The organism is Bacillus sp. EB V-12 (assembly GCF_056158125.1).
Genome location: NZ_JBUXJL010000001.1, coordinates 685,052 through 703,970, shown reverse-complemented (window position 1 = coordinate 703,970; position 18,919 = coordinate 685,052). Strand labels below are relative to the sequence as shown.

Below are 18,919 nucleotides of genomic sequence, written 5' to 3'. Positions count from 1 at the left end.
TCCCTTTTATCGTTTTTCAGCGATTCTCAACTTCGCAGAACGCGCACGATTATTTTCTTCTAGCTCTATATCAGAAGGTAAAATCGGTTTTCTTGTAATAAGCTTTAATTTCGGCTTAAATTCATCAGGAATAATCGGTAATCCTGGCGGCAATTGTGGCGTTGTACTATTTCGCTTAAACGTTGTTTTACAAATACGATCTTCTAATGAATGGAATGTTATAACACTAACCCTTCCACCTGGCTTAACCATCTCAATAGCAGATTCCAATGCTTCTTCAAATACTTTTAATTCATCATTTACAGCTATACGAATTGCCTGAAACACTCGCTTAGCAGGATGCCCACCCGTTCTGCGAGCAGGAGCCGGAATACCTTCTTTAATTAGCTCTACTAATTCTCCTGTCGTTTCAATAGCTTTATTCTCACGATAAGCTTCAATTTTTCTTGCAATTTGTTTTGAAAATTTCTCTTCACCGTATTGGAAGAAAATCCTTACAAGTTGTTCATATGACCAGCTATTTACAACATCGTACGCTGTTAATGGGGCATCTTGATCCATCCGCATATCTAGCGGTGCATCATGATGATAACTAAAGCCTCGTTCTGGTGTATCTAATTGTGGGGATGAAACACCTAAATCAAATAAAATACCGTCTACTTCTGTTATACCTATTTCCTGCAGTTTTTCAGCTAAATAACGGAAGTTACTCTTTACTGTTATAAACTGTTCACCGTATGAAGAGAACTTTTCTTTCGCGTTTTGAATCGCTATCTCATCTTGATCAAACGCTATTAATTTTCCACCTTCAGTTAATTGGGATAATAAATAAGAACTATGTCCTCCTCCCCCCAGTGTACAATCTACATATGTACCATCTGGCTTTATATCTAAGCCGTCTACTGTTTCCTTTAAAAGCACTGTTACGTGTTTAAACATTGTTGCACCTACTCTTTTTCCAATTAATTATGTTGAATGTATCCCTTCCTCTAAACACATATTTCACGCTTAGAGAATGAAATAATACGAAAGAACGACTCATTTAACTTACCAACAAAGGCAACATACTATACAAATCGCTATTTTCTTTTATTATATACTAAATTTTATCATCTTTTGCGGGAATTTAAATAAAAAACTGTCGAAAAAGCGAATAATACGTTTACATTTTGTGCTATTTTGTCATATATTTAAGTATCCAACACAATTGCCATATTTAACACTTTTTTGATTGATAATTCAGAAAAAAATCACTTCACAGTAAATTCAACGGAATAAAAATAAAATCCTGCTCCAAAGAGCAAGATTTTATAGTTTTATAACATGATGTTTTCCGTCCCAAGAAAAAGGGTTTTCCATTACACGATCAACGAAATCCAAACCAAACTGATTTAAATAATAACATACATTCCACACACGTTCTTGCGGTGCACCTAATGGACGAAGTGCGAATTGTATACGGCGGAATTTATTTAGCTGAACCTCATACTTTTTCTCAACATTTCTTTTCAACATTCTTTCCAGCAGTTCAATTTGTTCATTAATTTTCAATTCGTTTTTCCCTGCAAACGCACCTAACCCTGGCTCTATTTTCTTTACAAATTGCTGTAAAGATGTATGAATATCGGCAATTTCTTTTTTCGCCTTTTCAAAATGAGCATCAATCGGTTCCTCTATTTGATTAGACAACCAGTTTTCACGCAATTTATCGACATCATTTAAAAACGGATCACTTTCTCTCAATTGCAAATCAAATAAATCCGTCGCTATATCTCTCTCCACATAAGTAATTGTAAGACGAGGAACGACAGGTGGCATTTGAAAACCGACAGTATGGAATACTTGTTGTAATTCACTCCAATAAGCTAATTCTCCTGGACCTCCAATAAATGCGAGCGTAGGAAATACATACTCTTGCATAAGAGGACGTGTTACAACATTATTACTAAAACGTGCTGGATTTCTCTCCATCTCTTCAATCAACTCTTCGTATGAAAAGGAATGCGCCCCATCCTTTCCAACAAACTTACCTTGTTGATCTTCAAGCAATACTCGTTCATTATCTATTTCCATGAATATATGCACTGCATGAGACTTCGTTTCAATAATCGGTTTGTATCCTAGTTCTTTAATTACTTCTTGCTGATTACGAAGCCCCTCTTGTATCTCTTTATACTTACTTATAATTCGCTTAAAAAATGGAATTTCTAACTTTCTTAATTCAGGATGATGTGAATCAACAAGGATTAAACCAGAATTAGCAAAGATTTTCGTAATAAGATGAGCAAAGAAATCTACATACGTATTCGATTTTTTCAAAGCATCATCAACAAATTTTAATACATCCTTTGTAAAATTTGTTTCTGGGTATGTTTTAAAAATCTCTTCAATCCAATTTCTACAATCTTCAACAGAAAGTTCAGACTCAGAAGCACTCGCTTTTTTCGGATTACGGTCATAAAAAATAGTTTTTTTCATCTTTTTATTTTTCGCTACAAAAGTATGGTTAATCTCATCCATATCATGGTCTTCACCCGCAATCCAGAAGACAGGGACAACTTTAACTCCTAAACTTTCTTCCTTTTCCTTTGCAAGCTGTAAAATTGAAATAACTTTATGAATTGTATAAAGCGGTCCAGTTAATAACCCTGCTTGTTGTCCAGCTATAACAACATATGTATTTTCATCTCCAAGCGCTTTTACATTTTGAAGTGTAGATTCTCCCGCTTGTAATTTTGTATTATATTCTAATAAATGCGCTACTAAATCTTGGCGGAAAAACTCCCTTTCACGCAAATCATGTAAACGTTGTTTAAAAGCATCTTCTGTTAACATATAATCAAAACATGACTGTATCTCTTTTTTACCGTTCATATAGTCCGCTACAACACCTTGTTGCGGAACAGAGATTTCTTTTATCTCCATATAATTCTTCCTTTCGTATCCAGTTCTCTCACCAATCCACATTGTAGTCAATGTTTCACGTAAAAGCAAAGAATAACACTTATACTCTTGTTTCTAACCCTTTTATTGCATCGAACAAAAATTGAAGTGTCGGAACTGGTAGTTGCTGTTTCTTAGCTTCTTCTAATACATATCCAACAATCGCATTAATTTCCGTCTGTCTATTCGCTCTTACATCCGCTAACATAGAGGATGTATTACGAGACGTTCCTTCACACACATTTCGTACCATTTGCCATACCATTTCTTTTTCTCCTCTAATAAGAAATGCGACCTCCTGAAACACTTGCTCCATCATTTGATAAAAAAAACGATTCGTGATTAATTCACCATTCTTAACTCCCAATAGTGCTGTCAATGGATTGATACATACATTTACTACTAATTTTTTGTGCATAATCTCTTCCCAATCCGTTTCTATTTGAACTGGAAAATAAGTAACAGGAAAATAACGGCATATTTTCTTGAAATGTATAGATTGACCACAAACCACTCCAAATTTTGTTACCCCTATCCCAGTATGATGAACGATATGCCCTCCCTCTTTTTTCGCACCATGTTCTACAATACCAACAGCTATATTTTCACTCCCTATTTTCAGCATCTTTTGAAGATGCGACATTCCATTTTGCAAAAAGATTAATGATGATGCCCCTTCCACAAACGGTAGTACGTCATCTATATGATATTGCTTCACAGAAATAAATATATAATCTAAATTTTGTGCTACCATACTTTCTATCGGTAAAACAGATGGATATACTGTTTCACATCTTCCATCTCTAATACAAGTTACACCTGTTTCATTCAACTCTTCAGCCTGCTTAGCCGTTCTTGTAAACAACGTAACATCTTGGTTACTTTTTTGTAAATAAAATGTATACAATAGACCAATAGCACCTGGTCCGACAATTCCAATTTTCATTTTCACACAAGGGATTCACATTAAGCGCCCTTGCCTCCCCTCCTTTTTATATCTTTTTAAAGTACATGAGCACGCCCTATAATTTCGTTGTCCTCTGCCAAACAAATACACTCTCTTTTTTCGCTATGTATAATACTGCCTATTAATACACTTATACTCTTAGTTTAGCAAATCCTCAAAAAAATAATAAAAGAAATATACTATCTTCTTCATAAAAATAAAAAAATGAGTTATACTATTATTGTAAATATTTTTACTTTTCTGCATTCAACAAGATAACAAAAGGATGTGATGTAATGGGATTCCCAAAAGTTGAGCGCTTGCTCATCAATTATAAAACGTTAGATGAATTCAAAAAATTTAAAGGGTGCGGAGCCCAAGAACTATCTATGCTGGAAGAATTGCAAGCAAACATTATTGAAAACGACAGTGAATCTCCATTTTATGGCATTTATTATGGTGGATCACTAATCGCACGTATGAGTCTATATATGAAAAGAAACGGCGGAGAACCATTCGAAATTACAGGTCCTTACCTAGAACTTTATAAACTTGAAGTATTACCAACTTTTCAAAAACAAGGATTCGGGCAAATGCTTGTAAATCATGCGAAACAAATGCAATTTCCTATTAAAACAATAGCACGTATTCATTCAGCTGGTTTTTGGAATAAATTAAATTTCAACCCCGTATCAGTAACTGATGGTGATTTTTATATTTGGCATCCAGAAACAAATTTGAATGCGGTTACAAACGAAGAATCGGCTTAAGAAATAAAAAACAGCTGTATAACAGCTGTTTTTTATTTCTTAAGCTTCTCTAACTTCTCATTCGAGCGAGCATTGTTTCTTTCCGCTACCATTACACTTCTTTTTTGATCGATATAATCAAGTAATGTTCTATACTCTTCTTCATATACTGATAATCGCTCCAGAAGGCGCTCTCTTTCTGTTTGTAATGATTCAACTTGTTGTTGCAACACCGTTAAAGAGTTTTCATCTTTATAATTTTGCAAGAAATCAATAACATCATTCAACGTAATTGACGTAGGTTCTAACACCTTTGTCTCTTTCACTTCATAATGTTCTACTTTACGAAGTTGCTTTGCTTCCTCAATACGTTCTTTATATTGCTTTCTTACGTAAGAATTCCACCTAAACCCACATGCTGCTGGTGTACGAGATAAATTTTTTCCCACTTCCTTAAAGGCAGAAAGTTGTGTTCCACCTTCTCGAATATGCCGGAGTACTACTTCTGCCAGAAGCAAATCTTCATCATCAGTCCAAGCATCTTGTCTTGTTGTCGCCATCTCTCTAGTCCTCCCTATGCATTTTTTATTAAGCATATGCAGTTACTAGAAAAGATAGAATACAACAACTAAAGATTAAGACAAAAAAAATAAACGCAGAAGATATCTTCTGCGTTTATTTTCCCGCAATTACTTGCTGATTACTTCTTTACCTTTGTAAGTACCGCATGCTTTACATACACGGTGAGCTAATTTCGCTTCACCACAGCTTGGGCACTCTACCATACCAGGTACTGATAATTTGAAATGCGTACGACGCTTTCTTTTTACTGTTTTAGAAGTTCTTCTAAAAGGTACAGCCATTCTTCCCACCTCCTTAAAAGAAATAGTTATTTTCATATGAAGGCCTGAACCAGTCTTCCGATTATTTGTCAAAAAACTTTGCAAGTCCTGCCAATCTTGGATCAACAGTCTTTTCTTTGTCTTCTTCCGAAATCACTTGCCAGTCTTGACCTTGCGTCGGTGCTCCACCAGAAACATCATCACTGAAAATTTGCATTGGAATCTCCAAAAGTATATTTTCCTTGATTACGGGCAGTAAGTCAAGTACTTCTCCTTCTAAAGAATGAATTTCAGCTTCAGTTTCAAATTCTTCTTGTGAAGTTTGGAACACCTCAGTTGTTTTAATGTCAAATGGTAATGTCACATCTACTAAAGAGCGAGAACATGGTAAAACCATGCTTCCAGTTATATGTAGATGAAACGTAAACTTACCGGAGCCAAAATCAACTCTTCCCGTTACATGAACAGGATTAATTTCACGAATATCTTTCTCGACCTCTTTTAGCTCACTTACATCTACCATCTCATCCAATGTCAATCCTTTATTTCTCAATTTATTCAATTGATGGATGGACCATTTCATATCATATCACCTCAAGGCAACAAACAAAATTATAGCTAGCCATTTTATATTTGTCAATGTTTTTTCTTTACACTATAATGAAGTCATCATAGTAAATAATATATAGAGTATCACGTTTTTCAAAAAGATGCTACATCGAAAGGAGAGATTACCATAAAAGCTGGTGGTATTGTTGTTGAATATAACCCTTTTCATAACGGTCATCTTTATCATGTGCAACAGACAAAAAAGTTAACACAATCCGATATAATAATTGCCGTTATGAGTGGTCCTTTTTTACAGCGTGGTGAGCCCGCACTCATTTCCAAATGGTATCGCACTAAAATGGCCTTAGCAAACGGCGTAGACCTTGTTGTAGAGCTTCCATACGTCTTTGCAACACAAAAGGCTGAAACCTTCGCAAATGGTGCTATTTCCATTTTAAATGCCCTACGTGTTTCCGAAATTTGTTTCGGTAGTGAGGATGGACAAATCGAAAATTTTTATAATACCATCTCCATACAAAAAAACGAAGAAGAGACTTTTAACTGCCTTGTAAAACAATTCATGGACGCTGGTAATAGTTATGCAAAAGCAACATCGGATGCTTTCTCACACATTTTAACATCTGAAAAAAACATAGATATGTCACAACCAAATAATATTTTAGGCTTCCAATATATGAAAGCAATTCTGTCACAAAATAGCTCTATACAAGCTCAAACTATAAAAAGATTTGCCTCTCATTATCACGATGAAACATTTAATGACCAACATATTGCAAGCGCGACAAGCATCCGAAAACAACTCTTTAGCGAAGAAGGATCATTTACAACAATTGAACCTTTTCTCCCACAGGCAACCACTTCGCTTTTAGCAAATTACAAACAAAACTACGGGATATTACATAATTGGGAACAATACTTTTCATTTTTTAAATATAGACTCATGACGATGTCTCCAGGGGACTTACGACATATATATGAAATAGAAGAAGGTTTAGAGCATCGTATTTTATCAAAAATACAAAACAGTTCCTCCTTCTATTCATTCATGGAAGCATTAAAAACAAAACGTTATACATGGACTAGATTACAAAGAGCTTGTACACACATTTTAACAAACACAACAAAAGAGGATATACGTAGCGCAAATATAGAACAACACGCACCATATATTCGCCTGCTAGGCATGTCACAAAAAGGACAAACTTACCTTTCAAAAAATAAGAAAAAAATCGAACTTCCAATCCTTACTCATACAAAAACATTCGACCATGCCGCTTTAGATATAGAGAAAAAAGCAAACTCTGTATATTTCTCCATCATGCACGAACCGTTACGCACACAACTATTAAAACAGGATATAACACACCATCCTATTCGCTATGATGAAACAACTACAAAATTCCTATAAAAAACCTCTCTATTTCAGAGAGGTTTTTTCCTTATCCATCTTTTCTAAATATGTTAACGCATCATCCAGCGTATCCACTGGTACAATTTTCATTTTTGTTTTAATATCCTTTGCAGTCTCAAGTGCATCTTTATAGTTCGATTTCTCCGCACCTTTTTCATTTGGCGCAAAGAACACTTCAGCCCCAGCATCGCTAGCAGCCACCACTTTTTGATTTATACCACCAATCGGGCCCACTTCTCCTTTTTCATTAATTGTACCTGTTCCAGCTATTTCATGTCCTTTCGTTAAGTCTTCTTCCACAAGTTGATTATATATTTCTAATGTGAACATTAAACCTGCGGATGGTCCACCAATTTCATGAGAATTAATTTTCACTTTCGGATCGACCACTAATTCTCTTTCCGTAACGATAGAAACACCTATACCGACACGTCCATTCCCATTAGGAATCGTCTTTACATTTAAATTCTCTTTCAATTGTTTTCCATTTCTCATGTACTCAATACTTACAGCATCATTTTCTTTTTTCCCTGTCATATATTCAATAAATTGCTCCGTCTTTTCAAACGTTTTTCCGTCAACAGCTATAATAACATCACCAAGCTTAAGCTTTCCTTCTGACGGCATTCCTTTTGCCACACCAGCAACTAATACACCTTTATTTTCAAAAGATACTGAGCGATTTGCACGTTTATATGCATTATAAATTGCTGCATTTTGTGAATCTTTCATCGCATAATTTTGGCGAAATTGATATTCTTCATCACTCTCACCTTTTTGCAATATTTCTTCCGCTTTCGAAATATGTGTATATTTATTAAACTGTGCCGCTATTAAATTCACCACATTTGCTGGTCCCATTGAAACCGTAACAAGCATAAAATCACCAGATTCTTTCGTTCCACCCTCAACTTGAACATAAGGCTCTAATTTGGCAGCCATTCCTGGTTTTGTTATATAATACGGTAAACGTACGTAAACAAGTAACATCGCCAATATAACCCCTATTAAGATTGCATATATAAACCGAAAACGCTTAAACATTATGTTTCTCCTTCCACTGCTCAATTAATAAATAAATATTTGAAATATGTTTTTCTGCTTCTACTTCTCCAACTCGAATAATGTCTTCAATGTTTGTAAAAGCACGTGAACTAAATTGCTCTACAGCTGGTCGCATCATTAAATCCGATGCAATTTGCCGATTCATTACAAGCTCATGCTGCATAATTTCAATACTTTGCATGATTACGTCATAAATGGACGTAACATCGCCATTTACCTTAATTGGAGATACATCAACAGCGATAACAATATCGGCCCCTAACTCTTTCACAACCGATACTGGGATGCGATCAATGACTCCACCATCCACTAATAATCTTCCATCTATTTTTTCTGGTACAAACACTCCAGGAACAGATATGCTAGCCCTCACCGCATCTGCAACTGGCCCACTTGTAAAAACCACTTTTTCCCCCTTCAATATGTCAGTAGCCACAACAGCCGTCGGGATATCTAACTCTTCTAAATTTTTATTATATGTAAACATTTTAATCATATCTTTGACACGTTTTCCAGCAATAAATCCCATTTTCGGTACCGTGAAATCTAAATAATACTTCCGCTTGAAAACAGATGCCAATTTATACAATCTTTCAACGTTGCTACTTGCCGCATAAAACGTACCTATTAGCGCCCCCATACTACTTCCTGCAATCATGTGAATAGGGATACCCGCTTCCCTTAAAACCTTTATTACACCAATATGAGCAAACCCTTTCGCTCCTCCAGACCCAAGTGCTAAACCAATCTTTGGTTCTTTCATTTTTCTCACCCTTTAATTTTTTTCATTCCTTTTTCATACTTATGGTCTAAATTCACTACGTATCCACGTATACTGAAATGAACGTTTTTTGGGACAAAGGGGGATTTACTTACATGTATGAAAAATGGAAAACCGCTTTCCTTACCATATCAACGCTATTTTTAACCTTTTCTCTTGTACTCCACCCCCAAGCCGCTTTGCAAGCTTCTATTCGCGGGTTAAATATATGGTGGGAAGTTGTATTCCCTTCACTATTACCGTTTTTCATCATTGCGGAACTTCTAATTAGTATCGGTGTTGTAAAATTTATTGGCGTTATATTAGAACCACTCATGCGCCCACTTTTTCGCGTTCCAGGGATAGGCGGATTTGTTTGGGCGATGGGAATGGCTTCTGGTTTCCCTGCAGGCGCCAAATTAAGCGCTAGACTACGAAAAAGCAATCTTTTAACTCAGATTGAAGCGGAGCGCCTCGTTTCTTTCACAAATTCTTCTAATCCACTTTTTATTTTCGGTGCTGTGTCTATCGGTTTTTTTAATAATCCGAAATTAGGAATTATATTAGCCGCTGCCCATTATTTCAGTAACTTTGCTGTCGGATTAATTATGCGTTTTTACGGCGATAATACCGCTTACAAAATTAATACACACACTACAAAAAAACGTCGCTTTCAAAACCCTTTTTTAATCCTTCACGAGACACGCTTACAAGAAAAAAGACCAATTGGTAAATTACTTGGGGATGCCATTGTTTCTTCTATTCAAACATTACTTATGATTGGCGGATTTATTATTTTATTCTCTGTGTTAAATAAAATGATTACTGTATTTCACATTACAGCAGCTCTTTCTTTTATTATGCAACATATTTTATCATTCTTCCAACTAAGTACAGATTTTAGTATACCTATATTATCAGGTATTTTCGAAATGACACTCGGAAGCCAAATGATTAGTCAAATAAATGAAACACCGCTCTTACAACAAGCTATGGTAACAAGCTTCATTTTAGCATTTAGTGGTCTTTCTATTCAGGCACAAGTTGCTAGCATATTAGCTGAAACAGATATCCGATTTAAACCCTATTTTTTCGCACGAATTATTCAAAGTATTCTTGCCCCTATTTTTACATTTGTATTTTGGACACCATTTTATGAGAAAGTGAGTTCTTTCTCGCCTATGCCAAAAGATATTCCTGTATTTTTATCCGAGCATCCTTCTATACTACATGAAATTTGGACATCTTTTATACATTATGGACCAATTTTCACATTATTTTGTCTATACTTATATGTTATTTTATTATTTTTGCGCACATATAAAGAAAAACCCCGTTCACTTTAACGGGGTTTGAAACTTTTCTTTTAAAGCACGTTCTACAATAGGAGGTACAAGATCTACTACACTTCCTCCATACCTCGCAACTTCTTTTACAATACTCGAGCTTAAAAATGAATATTGATTGTTTGTCATAATAAAAAATGTTTCAATATTTTCATCTAATTTTCGATTCATAGAAGTAATTTGCATCTCATATTCAAAATCAGAAACTGCTCGTAAACCACGTAATATTGCATTTGCATTACGCATTTTTGCATACTCTACTAATAGCCCACTATGCGAATCTACTTTTACATTCGGAATATCCTTTGTCGCTTCTCGAATTAATTCTAATCGCTCTTCAACTGAAAAGAATGGTTTTTTTGATGAATTGTTTAAAACGACTACGTACACCTCATCAAATACTTTTGCTCCCCTTTTAATAATATCCAGATGCCCAAGGGTAATTGGATCAAAACTTCCTGAAGAAATAGCTATACTTGTCATTCTGTCCCCTCACCTTCATACTTATAAATCGATATTGCAGTAATCCCATAATTCTCAGCTCGTACTTTTACAAGCCTTCCTATTGAATTAGGTAAAACTACATCATTACCATGCTCTGCCATAATTAATCCATCACTATGTAGCAATCCATGTTGATCCATTATACTAATTAAAGATACAATTTTTTGCTCTTTATATGGAGGATCTATCAATATAAGATCGAATGACATTTCACGTTTTATTAGCGCCTTTACTGCACGTTCAGCATCATTTCGATATACTTCAGCTTGTTCCTGTACTCTACAACTTTCTAAATTTTGATGAATTACTTTTATCGCTTTACTATCCCGATCAACAAAAATTGCTTTATCAATCCCTCTGCTCAAAGCCTCAATTCCAAGACCACCACTACCACCAAATAAATCAAGGGCGATACCACCATCAAAATAAGGACCTATCATATTAAAAATAGATTCTTTTACTTTATCTGTCGTTGGACGTGTTGTATTACCAGGAACCGCTTTAAGTGGGTGTCCTTTACATTTTCCTGAAACTACTCTCATCTGTTGTCACTACCTTTATTTCAATCTATCGAGCGATTATAGAAAGCCATTCCCACTTCGGTAACCGTTAACAAACCACATTCACCTAACTATAGGAAAACTCGGCCTCAAATAACCTCTCGTTATTTTTATGTATTCATCTCATCATTCACTAATATGAACCCAATATGTATATTAGTTCCACTTTATCTTTTTTATCCTATCACAAAATAAAAAAAAGAAAAATAAAAAGCCCAACATAAAATTTAATTTCATTATGTATATCTTCATTTAGATTGGACATAAATAATTATAACAACATCATCTTCGATGTTGTTGCCAACCGCGGAGAAGACTTACGTTTCCCCATAAGTTCTTCCTCCGGTTTCTCCTCTCCCTTTGCCTTCTTACTAGTACATGCTAGTATAAGAAGGGCCCTGCTATGCAGGGTTTTTTTTCTTTGTGTGCTTTTCATTTAAAAAGTGAAATGGTACAGTAAAAGAAAGAGGAGGAAAAGATATGATTCAACGCTTTATAGAACTTGGAGAAGGCTACTCTGATTTATATGAATTACTTGAAATTGCCAAAACAAATCAAGAACGTATAGCACATATGTTACAATTTGAAACGATAAAAAACGATAAAAAAGTATGTTCGCTTGTTGTAATATTAAAACCAACTACTACTGGTGATTTCCAACCATTATACATATGTCGTGAAGGCATTCCTGTATTTGAAAATAAAAAAAGTAAACGTGTCATTTTATTTGAAGAAACGGCAGAACAACTCGGAAAAAAAGTGGCTACCTTTACTGTAAAACCATCTACAACTTTCCCAGAAAAAGAACTATTTTTTAATCATTTAATTGGTATTTTACGAATGAACAATTTCATTCCTCCGATGAAATAACACGTTATTTCAAGTGAAAAATCCCCGGCTAAATTTAGCCGGGGATTTTTTCTATTAGCTATAATCGTATTCTTTTGCTCGATCAGGACGGGAATTTTCAAATTCCGTTTTTAAATACGGGCGATACGACTGTTCTATCTTTTTCACAAAAGGAAGTTTGTTCAACTTATGCATCATATGCTCAATTTGTTCCATATCACAATATACTACAGCATATTTTAATCGTTTTGATATGTAATGTATGTTACCATATTTCCTTAAAATCTTGGCATGTTTCAATGAATGTAAATAAACAATCATACTTTGTCGTTGCCCGAACATAATCTTCTCCATCTTCTCCTTTTAAAAACATATATTTTATATTCTATGAAAACCAATCAGAAATTTATAACATTACAGGACAAACTCTGTATACGTTTTCTTCCAACTTCTAAAAAACGGGGTACATCACCCCGTTTTTTTACAACCACAACCTCCGCCAGTACCACAACCTCCACCACAGCCACCAGCATCAAAGAATGGATTTCCTGTTGGCACTTTAATGGAAGAAGACACTTCCGAACCGATTGCTACACTAACTTCGTCTAATAACTTCTGCAAAGCAGTTTCTGCTCTTTTAAAAGCTGCAACCTTATCATGTAAGTCCACAGAACGCTTTAATTCTCTCATTTTCATTGACACGGTAGTATAGTCAGGATGGTATTTTCCAAAACGCTGTACTTCCTCATACCGTTCTTTCATCGCTGTAAATTGCTGAATGAGCGTCTGAAGTTCCATATCTTCATGTAATTCTCTATAATACTTACGATAATCTTCTGCTATATCTGAACAGATAATCGCTTTTGCAAGCTGCTCTGCCTTATCTAATATTAATACGCTTTCTAGCGTCGCTACAATCATGAGAGACACCTCCGAGTATCCATCATACCACATTTAGATTAGAACTACTAATTGAAGTGACTTACTCAAAAGAAAGATATAATGAAACTATTTTTACACTATATCCGTACACACTTATACATTAATATGTTCCGCTATATTATATTTAAGAACATCCCACTTTCCACTATTTTGTTTCACATAACTAATACACGCATTTTTTAATGGTGTCTTAAATGTAATTTCATCTGGTTCAATGGCATGTAAAATCGCTTTTATCGCGTGTGAGTGAGCAACAATAATAATACGTTTGCCAAAATGAGTTGTCGCAACATCTTCTAAAGCAGCAAAGCAACGAGCTACAATCTCTTCATCTCGCTCCATACCTTCTACTTTACCTTCAGCAATCAACTCTCTAACAGCCGCAACCGGCTTCCCTGAAGCTTCTCCAAAATTCCGTTCAACAAATCGCTCATCTAATAAAATCGATTGTAATCCAACTGTCTTTGCAATTTCATTAGCCGTTTCTTGCGCTCTAATTAACGGGCTACTTATAATGATATCCCACGTTTCTTCTTGTAAAGCAGCTGCACTCTGACTCGCTTGCTTCTTACCAACTTCATTAAGCGGAATATCTTCTCGCCCCTGAATAATTTCTTGAAAATTCCAATCAGTTTGTCCATGTCGTACTAAACAAATTTCCGTCATGCTGCAACTCCTTTTTAAATAATCAACCTCTATTGTAACAAAAGTTCTGCATGACGGACATATTTTTCACTTCCAATTAGGTTGCATTTTGTTGCTTCATATACTGAAACATATCAATCATGATCGAAGCAACGGCCAATTGATTTTGAAACTTTTCCACTTTATCTGGTATTGTTTTTTTGAAATGTTGCATCGCCGCTAACTCAAAAGCCTCTTTTTCTTCAGGATTTCGTGTTAATTTTCTATACCAGTACGGTTGCTCTCTAATATAGCGAGATAAATCCTCATCAGCCTTTATAAACTCCATAATTTCTGCTCTCATCATCTTTCCCCCTAATCCTTTTGAAAGAAAAACGGGTTATTTTCTGAAGTACTTTGCTCTTGCTGCGTACGGTTACCTTGAAATTGCTGAATAACTTGTTGCACGCTCCCAATTGCACTCGTCACATTGGCTAAATGGTTCTGCATTTGTTCCACGTCCAACTTTTTAAAAAAAGAAAGCATTTGCCCCATCACATCAGCAGTTTTTTCCTCTTCAGTTCGATTATCTTTTTCTTTTTTATTTTCTTTTACCGAAGAAAACGCAGGCGCTCCATCCGGTCTATAAGTTGCCCATATTGGATCTTCTTCACCAAGTAAGTACCATTCTTCATAAAATTGTTGCCATGTTTTATGACCACTTCTAACCTCATGAACCATTTTAGGGTGATGGTTTACAAATTCTTTAAACTGTTGAACCGATGGATGTAACGGTCCTTTTGTTGTTGGCATAATCCTCACCTCTCCATGTATATCTACTATATAGTAAGAAAAAAAAGGCGCATGGTTCGCCTATTTTTAGACGATTCATGCACCTTTTTTTCTGCTATTTGCATACGGTCAGATTCCCACCTACAATTCAGTGAATACGAAGTAACTAATTTGGTGATGTTAACACCCCACCGCTTACAATTTCACTTTATTTTCGAATAAAGTTTTGTGTATAAAATTTATCGTATACACCAACACCTAATCCTGTAAATTGTTCATTTAATAAATTCTTTCTATGCCCCTCACTATTTAACCAACCTTGCACTGCCGCAATTCCATCACTATGTTGCGCCGCTATGTTCTCACCAGCAAGTTGAAATCCTACTTTCCCGCGCTGCAAACGATCTCCTAGTGTACCTAATGTAGGTGAGTCATGAGAAAAATAATTATTGTCTTTCATATCTTTACTGTGACCAACAGCAACATCTGCTGTTTCCTGATCCCATGTTAATAATGGTAATTTATGACGACTTCGAATGATATTTGTTAAATCAAAAATTTGTTGCATATTCCCATTTTCTACTTGTTTTATTTTTTCTGGAGTCAATGGTTGTTCTGCTATTAATTCACCTGAATAAACGAGCTGATACGGTCTTTGGCGTAATAAAGTTTCATCATCCATATAACGAACACCAACAAGCTCATGTGTAAATTGATCAAAATACAATTGCGCCCATCCATCTTCTACAGGTATTAACGGTTGTTCCATGACTTCGGTATCAGATAGCTCAAATTGATAACTATTTTTCCCTCTTTTTAATGAAATTTCATGCGAAAGCGGACTTTTTTTATATACTTCTTCATATTTTTCATTTATATAATAAGGTGGAACCTTAACTTGTTCACCAGCTGCGTATGCCGTTACAACTTTACGTTCAGAAACTCCAAATTGAACATACTGAGTTAAATCCTGGTTGTATACCCACCATTCATATCCGTATGCAGATGGCTCTATTCGAGAGGGTTCTCCCCACTTCGCTAATAAGTTTTCAGAGTCTTCACCAATCATATTTAAAACAGTGTCTGAGGAGTCTTCCTTAATTTGCTTTTTCTTTTTCACAATTTTATTTTCTTGCTTTGATTGAGATGGGGTTAATATATATTGTGAAACGAGTAATTTCCCGTATAAATCAACAGCTAAAATTAAAAATGTAATCATTACGATACGCAATAATTTCTTCAAACGATATACCTCCTGAACAAAACATAAAATTGAGATATACACAAATCCTTTTCTTTCTTTTTGTGTGTACCGTACTCTTTTCACTATATCATATTTTTGTGAAAAAAGTCTGGATTATCCCTTTTCTCTCAATATGAATTGCACTTTCTTATTATTCATACTATTATAAAAATAATGGTGTAACATTAAAAAAGGAGGTATTATATGCAATTTAAAAATACGAAATTTAATGGAGCCGTCGTTGAATTAACTCTTTTAACTGAAATCATGGAAAACAACCACTTCGTACTTGCCGGACAGTGGGATTATGAGCGAGTTACATACGATTATAAATTTGAAATATTAAAGGATGTTTATTATTTACGAGTGCAAGGAGTTGCTGTTGAAGGTGACATTGGCAGTAGACACGCTGAAGTAAAACTACTTCCCCCCTTATTAGGAAAACATTATTATCCTCACGGCGTTGAATATGGTGATGATGAGACTTTCCCAACGAATGTACTTCAAAAAAGCGAACAACTCCTACAAAATGTCGAAAAAGAGTTAAAAGAATTTCAAATTATTGATTAACAAAAACAAGCGCATCAATATGATGCGCTTGTTTTATTTCCCTTTCCTAAGAATGAATCGTTTTTTTTACTGGATATCCATAAATAGATCCATCTTTTACTTTAATCTCATCTTCCCAAGGAACCTTATATTTACCTTCAGCTAAATCTTTTACAAACGTATATGGATTTTCTTTCACCCCACCAGGAGTTGCTACATATCCTCTTGAACCTAGATTATATATATTATTTTCCAATCCCCATCCTAATCTAGCCTGATCTGCTAGTTCTGGATATACTTCAGCAGTAACAATCTCCCAAGGATTTCGATGTCCCTGTACTAAAGTAGTCCCATCAAAATTACATACTTGTCCTTCACCAAAGTAATAAAATACGCCATCATAACCCGCTAAGTTTACCGACAATGTATACATTAAATTCTGCCATGCATTTGAACGATTGGTTAGCATCCATTGTTCACTAACTTGTGTACTATATCCAGAAATACGAATTAAGACATTTGCACCTTTATAGGCCGCTTCACGAGCTACTTCAGGGAACATGCCATCATGACAAATACAAACAGCTAATTTACTTCCTCCAGGTCCATCACAAACAGGTAAGCCTAAATCTCCAGCTTTCCAAGGCTCGACTGGCACCCAAGGATTTAGCTTACGATACTTCAAAATCATTTCACCTTGTGGATCAATAATAACTGCTGTATTATATGGCTCTCCACCATCAGGATTTTTCTCCATTATTGAAAAAACACCATATACTTTAGATTCTTTACATGCCTCAGCAAATAAGTCTGTTTCTGGCCCAGGCACTGTGCATAAAAATTCTTCTGTAGTCCATTTTTTTGTATTGAGCCCTTGTGTACTATATTCAGGAAATACTATCAATTCTAAACCAGGGTAACCTGATTTGGTCGAATGAATTGTTTTTATGATTTGTTGAATTTGTTTATCAATGTCTGCACGCGATTCAACTACTGGTACTGGATATTGAATTAGTGCTGTCAAAAAACCACTAATCGGCTTTACCATACTTCCACTACTACCCATTTAAACTCCCCCTTAAAATAGTTCGTGTTTATTAAAGATAACAATATATATTTGTAACTCTCTAAAAAACTTGCACTACATATGGAATTATTACGCATGAAAGCTAGTAGTAAATTTTATCTCCACTTTTAGTACACGCCTACACTAACTTAACATAAAAAGTTAGAAAATTCAATCTTTTTAAGGTAGCTAAAAAGAAAAAGCGCATGGAATCCCATACACTTTTTTACTTAATCTGTAAATACGGCGGCAATTGTTGCAACTGCTCCTTATCCTTTTCACGTTCTCTACGTGCCCATCTAAAGAATACATAGCCTATAATTGTACCGTACACTATTTCCTGGACAATTTTCATTATGATACCACCAGTTTGCTGATCTTGTACGACTGGCATCCAGTGCAAAAATTCTGGTCCCGTTATATTTAAATCTGATAAAGTGCCCGCTGGTACACATAGTTCCATCGCTTTCATCCAAGCAGCCGGATCCGTATACGTTGCAAATAACGGGGCTGTCGCAAAAATGATTAACGCACATGCAGGCGTTAATAATATGCCGTTAGCAAACATATAACCAAGTTTCTTTATATCACTTAACGTTTGATATTCTGGTAATGGATTTAACATCGGCCACCACATCATGATTGCTGTAAAAAACAATATAGCGAGACAAATAGGATGAGCTATTTGACTTTGTTTTACCGTATCAAAAACAACTGGTAAATGATAAAAAGAAAACAGGCCGTTAAATACAAATAACGCAATAAGCGGTTTAGCAAATGCCTTTAATATAATTTGAACAAACTTAAAAGAAGTAATGTAACGATATAACCAAATTGGTATACCAAGCAACAGTAACGGTGGAACTGCAATATACATGACTGCCATTTCAAACATATGAGCACTAAATATAATATGGCCAATTAAATCAATAGGCCCTCCCTTTACAAAATACAAAAGAACAATACCAGTCGTAAAATAAAAAATTTGCTTCTTACTTACCTTCGTCGCATTTTCAAATCGCATTCTATATGGCCCAATAATTAAGAAGTACCCAATAAGAATCGAAAGCATAAATAATAAAAAGATTGGACTCCATAAAGCCTGAAAACCAAATATCCACAAGTTACTCATTTTCACACCTACCTTCGTAAGGTTAT

23 protein-coding genes are annotated in these 18,919 nt (G+C 35.2%); 5 read left to right on the top strand and 18 right to left on the bottom strand.

What is annotated here, in order from left to right; all coding sequences use genetic code 11:
• Positions 1-6: 6 nt before the first annotated feature.
• The 3 genes from rsmH to panE all read right to left on the bottom strand — a co-directional run bounded on the left by rsmH (position 7) and on the right by panE (position 3,889).
• Positions 7-939: a 16S rRNA (cytosine(1402)-N(4))-methyltransferase RsmH gene (gene rsmH, locus ACZDYH_RS03825; protein ID WP_000472508.1), complete on the bottom strand. Its 933-nt coding sequence runs from the start codon at positions 937-939 to the stop codon at positions 7-9.
• Between the two features lie 369 nt (positions 940-1,308).
• Positions 1,309-2,925 carry a bacillithiol biosynthesis cysteine-adding enzyme BshC gene (gene bshC / locus ACZDYH_RS03820; RefSeq protein ID WP_088361878.1) on the bottom strand — a complete coding sequence of 539 codons (1,617 nt, stop codon included), beginning with the start codon at positions 2,923-2,925 and terminating at the stop codon, positions 1,309-1,311.
• A gap of 79 nt (positions 2,926-3,004) precedes the next feature.
• The gene (gene panE, locus ACZDYH_RS03815) at positions 3,005-3,889 is read right to left on the bottom strand and encodes a 2-dehydropantoate 2-reductase (protein WP_033687782.1); all 885 of its coding nucleotides are present in this window, start codon (positions 3,887-3,889) and stop codon (positions 3,005-3,007) included.
• A 296-nt stretch (positions 3,890-4,185) separates the two neighbouring features.
• Between panE and ACZDYH_RS03810 the strand changes: the two genes are divergently transcribed.
• Entirely contained in the window at positions 4,186-4,659 is a 474-nt protein-coding gene (locus ACZDYH_RS03810) for an N-acetyltransferase (protein ID WP_088361877.1), read from the top strand.
• A 32-nt stretch (positions 4,660-4,691) separates the two neighbouring features.
• On the opposite strand, the gene ACZDYH_RS03805 is transcribed toward ACZDYH_RS03810, so the two are convergent.
• From ACZDYH_RS03805 to ACZDYH_RS03795, 3 genes are all read right to left on the bottom strand, one after another.
• Positions 4,692-5,198 carry an RsfA family transcriptional regulator gene (locus tag ACZDYH_RS03805; RefSeq protein WP_000246467.1) on the bottom strand — a complete coding sequence of 169 codons (507 nt, stop codon included), beginning with the start codon at positions 5,196-5,198 and terminating at the stop codon, positions 4,692-4,694.
• Positions 5,199-5,327: 129 nt separating this feature from the next.
• Positions 5,328-5,501, bottom strand: coding sequence for a 50S ribosomal protein L32 (gene rpmF, locus ACZDYH_RS03800; RefSeq protein WP_001984764.1), 174 nt, complete (start codon positions 5,499-5,501; stop codon positions 5,328-5,330).
• Between the two features lie 61 nt (positions 5,502-5,562).
• Positions 5,563-6,063: a YceD family protein gene (locus ACZDYH_RS03795; RefSeq protein WP_000872149.1), complete on the bottom strand. Its 501-nt coding sequence runs from the start codon at positions 6,061-6,063 to the stop codon at positions 5,563-5,565.
• Positions 6,064-6,276: 213 nt separating this feature from the next.
• Between ACZDYH_RS03795 and ACZDYH_RS03790 the strand changes: the two genes are divergently transcribed.
• Complete coding sequence (locus tag ACZDYH_RS03790; protein ID WP_002182932.1) at positions 6,277-7,458, top strand: nucleotidyltransferase; 1,182 nt, start codon at positions 6,277-6,279, stop codon at positions 7,456-7,458.
• 9 nt (positions 7,459-7,467) lie between these two features.
• Here the strand turns inward: ACZDYH_RS03790 and ACZDYH_RS03785 are convergent, their stop codons facing one another.
• Both ACZDYH_RS03785 and ACZDYH_RS03780 read right to left on the bottom strand, forming a co-directional pair.
• On the bottom strand, positions 7,468-8,505 hold the full coding sequence (locus ACZDYH_RS03785) for a SepM family pheromone-processing serine protease (RefSeq protein WP_000476280.1): 1,038 nt from the start codon (positions 8,503-8,505) through the stop codon (positions 7,468-7,470).
• Positions 8,498-9,289 (bottom strand): patatin-like phospholipase family protein, encoded by a 792-nt coding sequence (locus tag ACZDYH_RS03780; RefSeq protein WP_000662588.1) that lies wholly within the window; start codon positions 9,287-9,289, stop codon positions 8,498-8,500. Before ACZDYH_RS03780 ends, ACZDYH_RS03785 begins: the two co-directional genes overlap by 8 nt.
• Before the next feature lie 113 nt (positions 9,290-9,402).
• Here ACZDYH_RS03780 and ylbJ point away from each other — a divergent pair, with 113 nt between their 5' ends.
• Positions 9,403-10,632, top strand: coding sequence for a sporulation integral membrane protein YlbJ (gene ylbJ, locus ACZDYH_RS03775; protein ID WP_000273082.1), 1,230 nt, complete (start codon positions 9,403-9,405; stop codon positions 10,630-10,632).
• Here the strand turns inward: ylbJ and coaD are convergent.
• Both coaD and rsmD read right to left on the bottom strand, forming a co-directional pair.
• On the bottom strand, positions 10,624-11,115 hold the full coding sequence (gene coaD, locus ACZDYH_RS03770; protein WP_000200601.1) for a pantetheine-phosphate adenylyltransferase: 492 nt from the start codon (positions 11,113-11,115) through the stop codon (positions 10,624-10,626). The genes ylbJ and coaD overlap by 9 nt on opposite strands.
• Entirely contained in the window at positions 11,112-11,678 is a 567-nt protein-coding gene (rsmD, locus tag ACZDYH_RS03765; protein ID WP_001266978.1) for a 16S rRNA (guanine(966)-N(2))-methyltransferase RsmD, read from the bottom strand. The genes coaD and rsmD overlap by 4 nt, the downstream gene beginning before the upstream one ends.
• A 498-nt stretch (positions 11,679-12,176) precedes the next feature.
• Between rsmD and ACZDYH_RS03760 the strand changes: the two genes are divergently transcribed.
• Positions 12,177-12,566, top strand: coding sequence for a DUF7147 family protein (locus tag ACZDYH_RS03760; RefSeq protein ID WP_000616017.1), 390 nt, complete (start codon positions 12,177-12,179; stop codon positions 12,564-12,566).
• A gap of 54 nt (positions 12,567-12,620) precedes the next feature.
• On the opposite strand, the gene ACZDYH_RS03755 is transcribed toward ACZDYH_RS03760, so the two are convergent.
• From ACZDYH_RS03755 to ACZDYH_RS03730, 6 genes are all read right to left on the bottom strand, one after another.
• On the bottom strand, positions 12,621-12,887 hold the full coding sequence (locus ACZDYH_RS03755; protein WP_002082261.1) for a YlbG family protein: 267 nt from the start codon (positions 12,885-12,887) through the stop codon (positions 12,621-12,623).
• A 126-nt stretch (positions 12,888-13,013) separates the two neighbouring features.
• Positions 13,014-13,466: a YlbF/YmcA family competence regulator gene (locus ACZDYH_RS03750; RefSeq protein ID WP_000634366.1), complete on the bottom strand. Its 453-nt coding sequence runs from the start codon at positions 13,464-13,466 to the stop codon at positions 13,014-13,016.
• Positions 13,467-13,580: 114 nt separating this feature from the next.
• Positions 13,581-14,153, bottom strand: a complete 573-nt coding sequence (locus ACZDYH_RS03745) for a histidine phosphatase family protein (RefSeq protein WP_000134946.1) — start codon at positions 14,151-14,153, stop codon at positions 13,581-13,583.
• Positions 14,154-14,229: 76 nt separating this feature from the next.
• On the bottom strand, positions 14,230-14,475 hold the full coding sequence (locus ACZDYH_RS03740; protein WP_001200990.1) for a YlbE-like family protein: 246 nt from the start codon (positions 14,473-14,475) through the stop codon (positions 14,230-14,232).
• Between the two features lie 11 nt (positions 14,476-14,486).
• On the bottom strand, positions 14,487-14,924 hold the full coding sequence (locus tag ACZDYH_RS03735) for a YlbD family protein (RefSeq protein ID WP_001143346.1): 438 nt from the start codon (positions 14,922-14,924) through the stop codon (positions 14,487-14,489).
• A 187-nt stretch (positions 14,925-15,111) separates the two neighbouring features.
• Entirely contained in the window at positions 15,112-16,146 is a 1,035-nt protein-coding gene (locus tag ACZDYH_RS03730) for a CAP domain-containing protein (RefSeq protein ID WP_000735378.1), read from the bottom strand.
• A 204-nt stretch (positions 16,147-16,350) separates the two neighbouring features.
• On the opposite strand from ACZDYH_RS03730, the gene ACZDYH_RS03725 reads away from it, so the two are divergent.
• Positions 16,351-16,716, top strand: a complete 366-nt coding sequence (locus ACZDYH_RS03725; RefSeq protein ID WP_025709069.1) for a YugN family protein — start codon at positions 16,351-16,353, stop codon at positions 16,714-16,716.
• A 46-nt stretch (positions 16,717-16,762) separates the two neighbouring features.
• On the opposite strand, the gene ACZDYH_RS03720 is transcribed toward ACZDYH_RS03725, so the two are convergent.
• Together ACZDYH_RS03720 and ctaG are read right to left on the bottom strand one after the other, a co-directional pair.
• The gene (locus ACZDYH_RS03720) at positions 16,763-17,761 is read right to left on the bottom strand and encodes a formamidase (RefSeq protein ID WP_000535802.1); all 999 of its coding nucleotides are present in this window, start codon (positions 17,759-17,761) and stop codon (positions 16,763-16,765) included.
• A gap of 226 nt (positions 17,762-17,987) precedes the next feature.
• The gene (gene ctaG, locus ACZDYH_RS03715) at positions 17,988-18,893 is read right to left on the bottom strand and encodes a cytochrome c oxidase assembly factor CtaG (protein ID WP_000069022.1); all 906 of its coding nucleotides are present in this window, start codon (positions 18,891-18,893) and stop codon (positions 17,988-17,990) included.
• Positions 18,894-18,919: the final 26 nt, after the last annotated feature.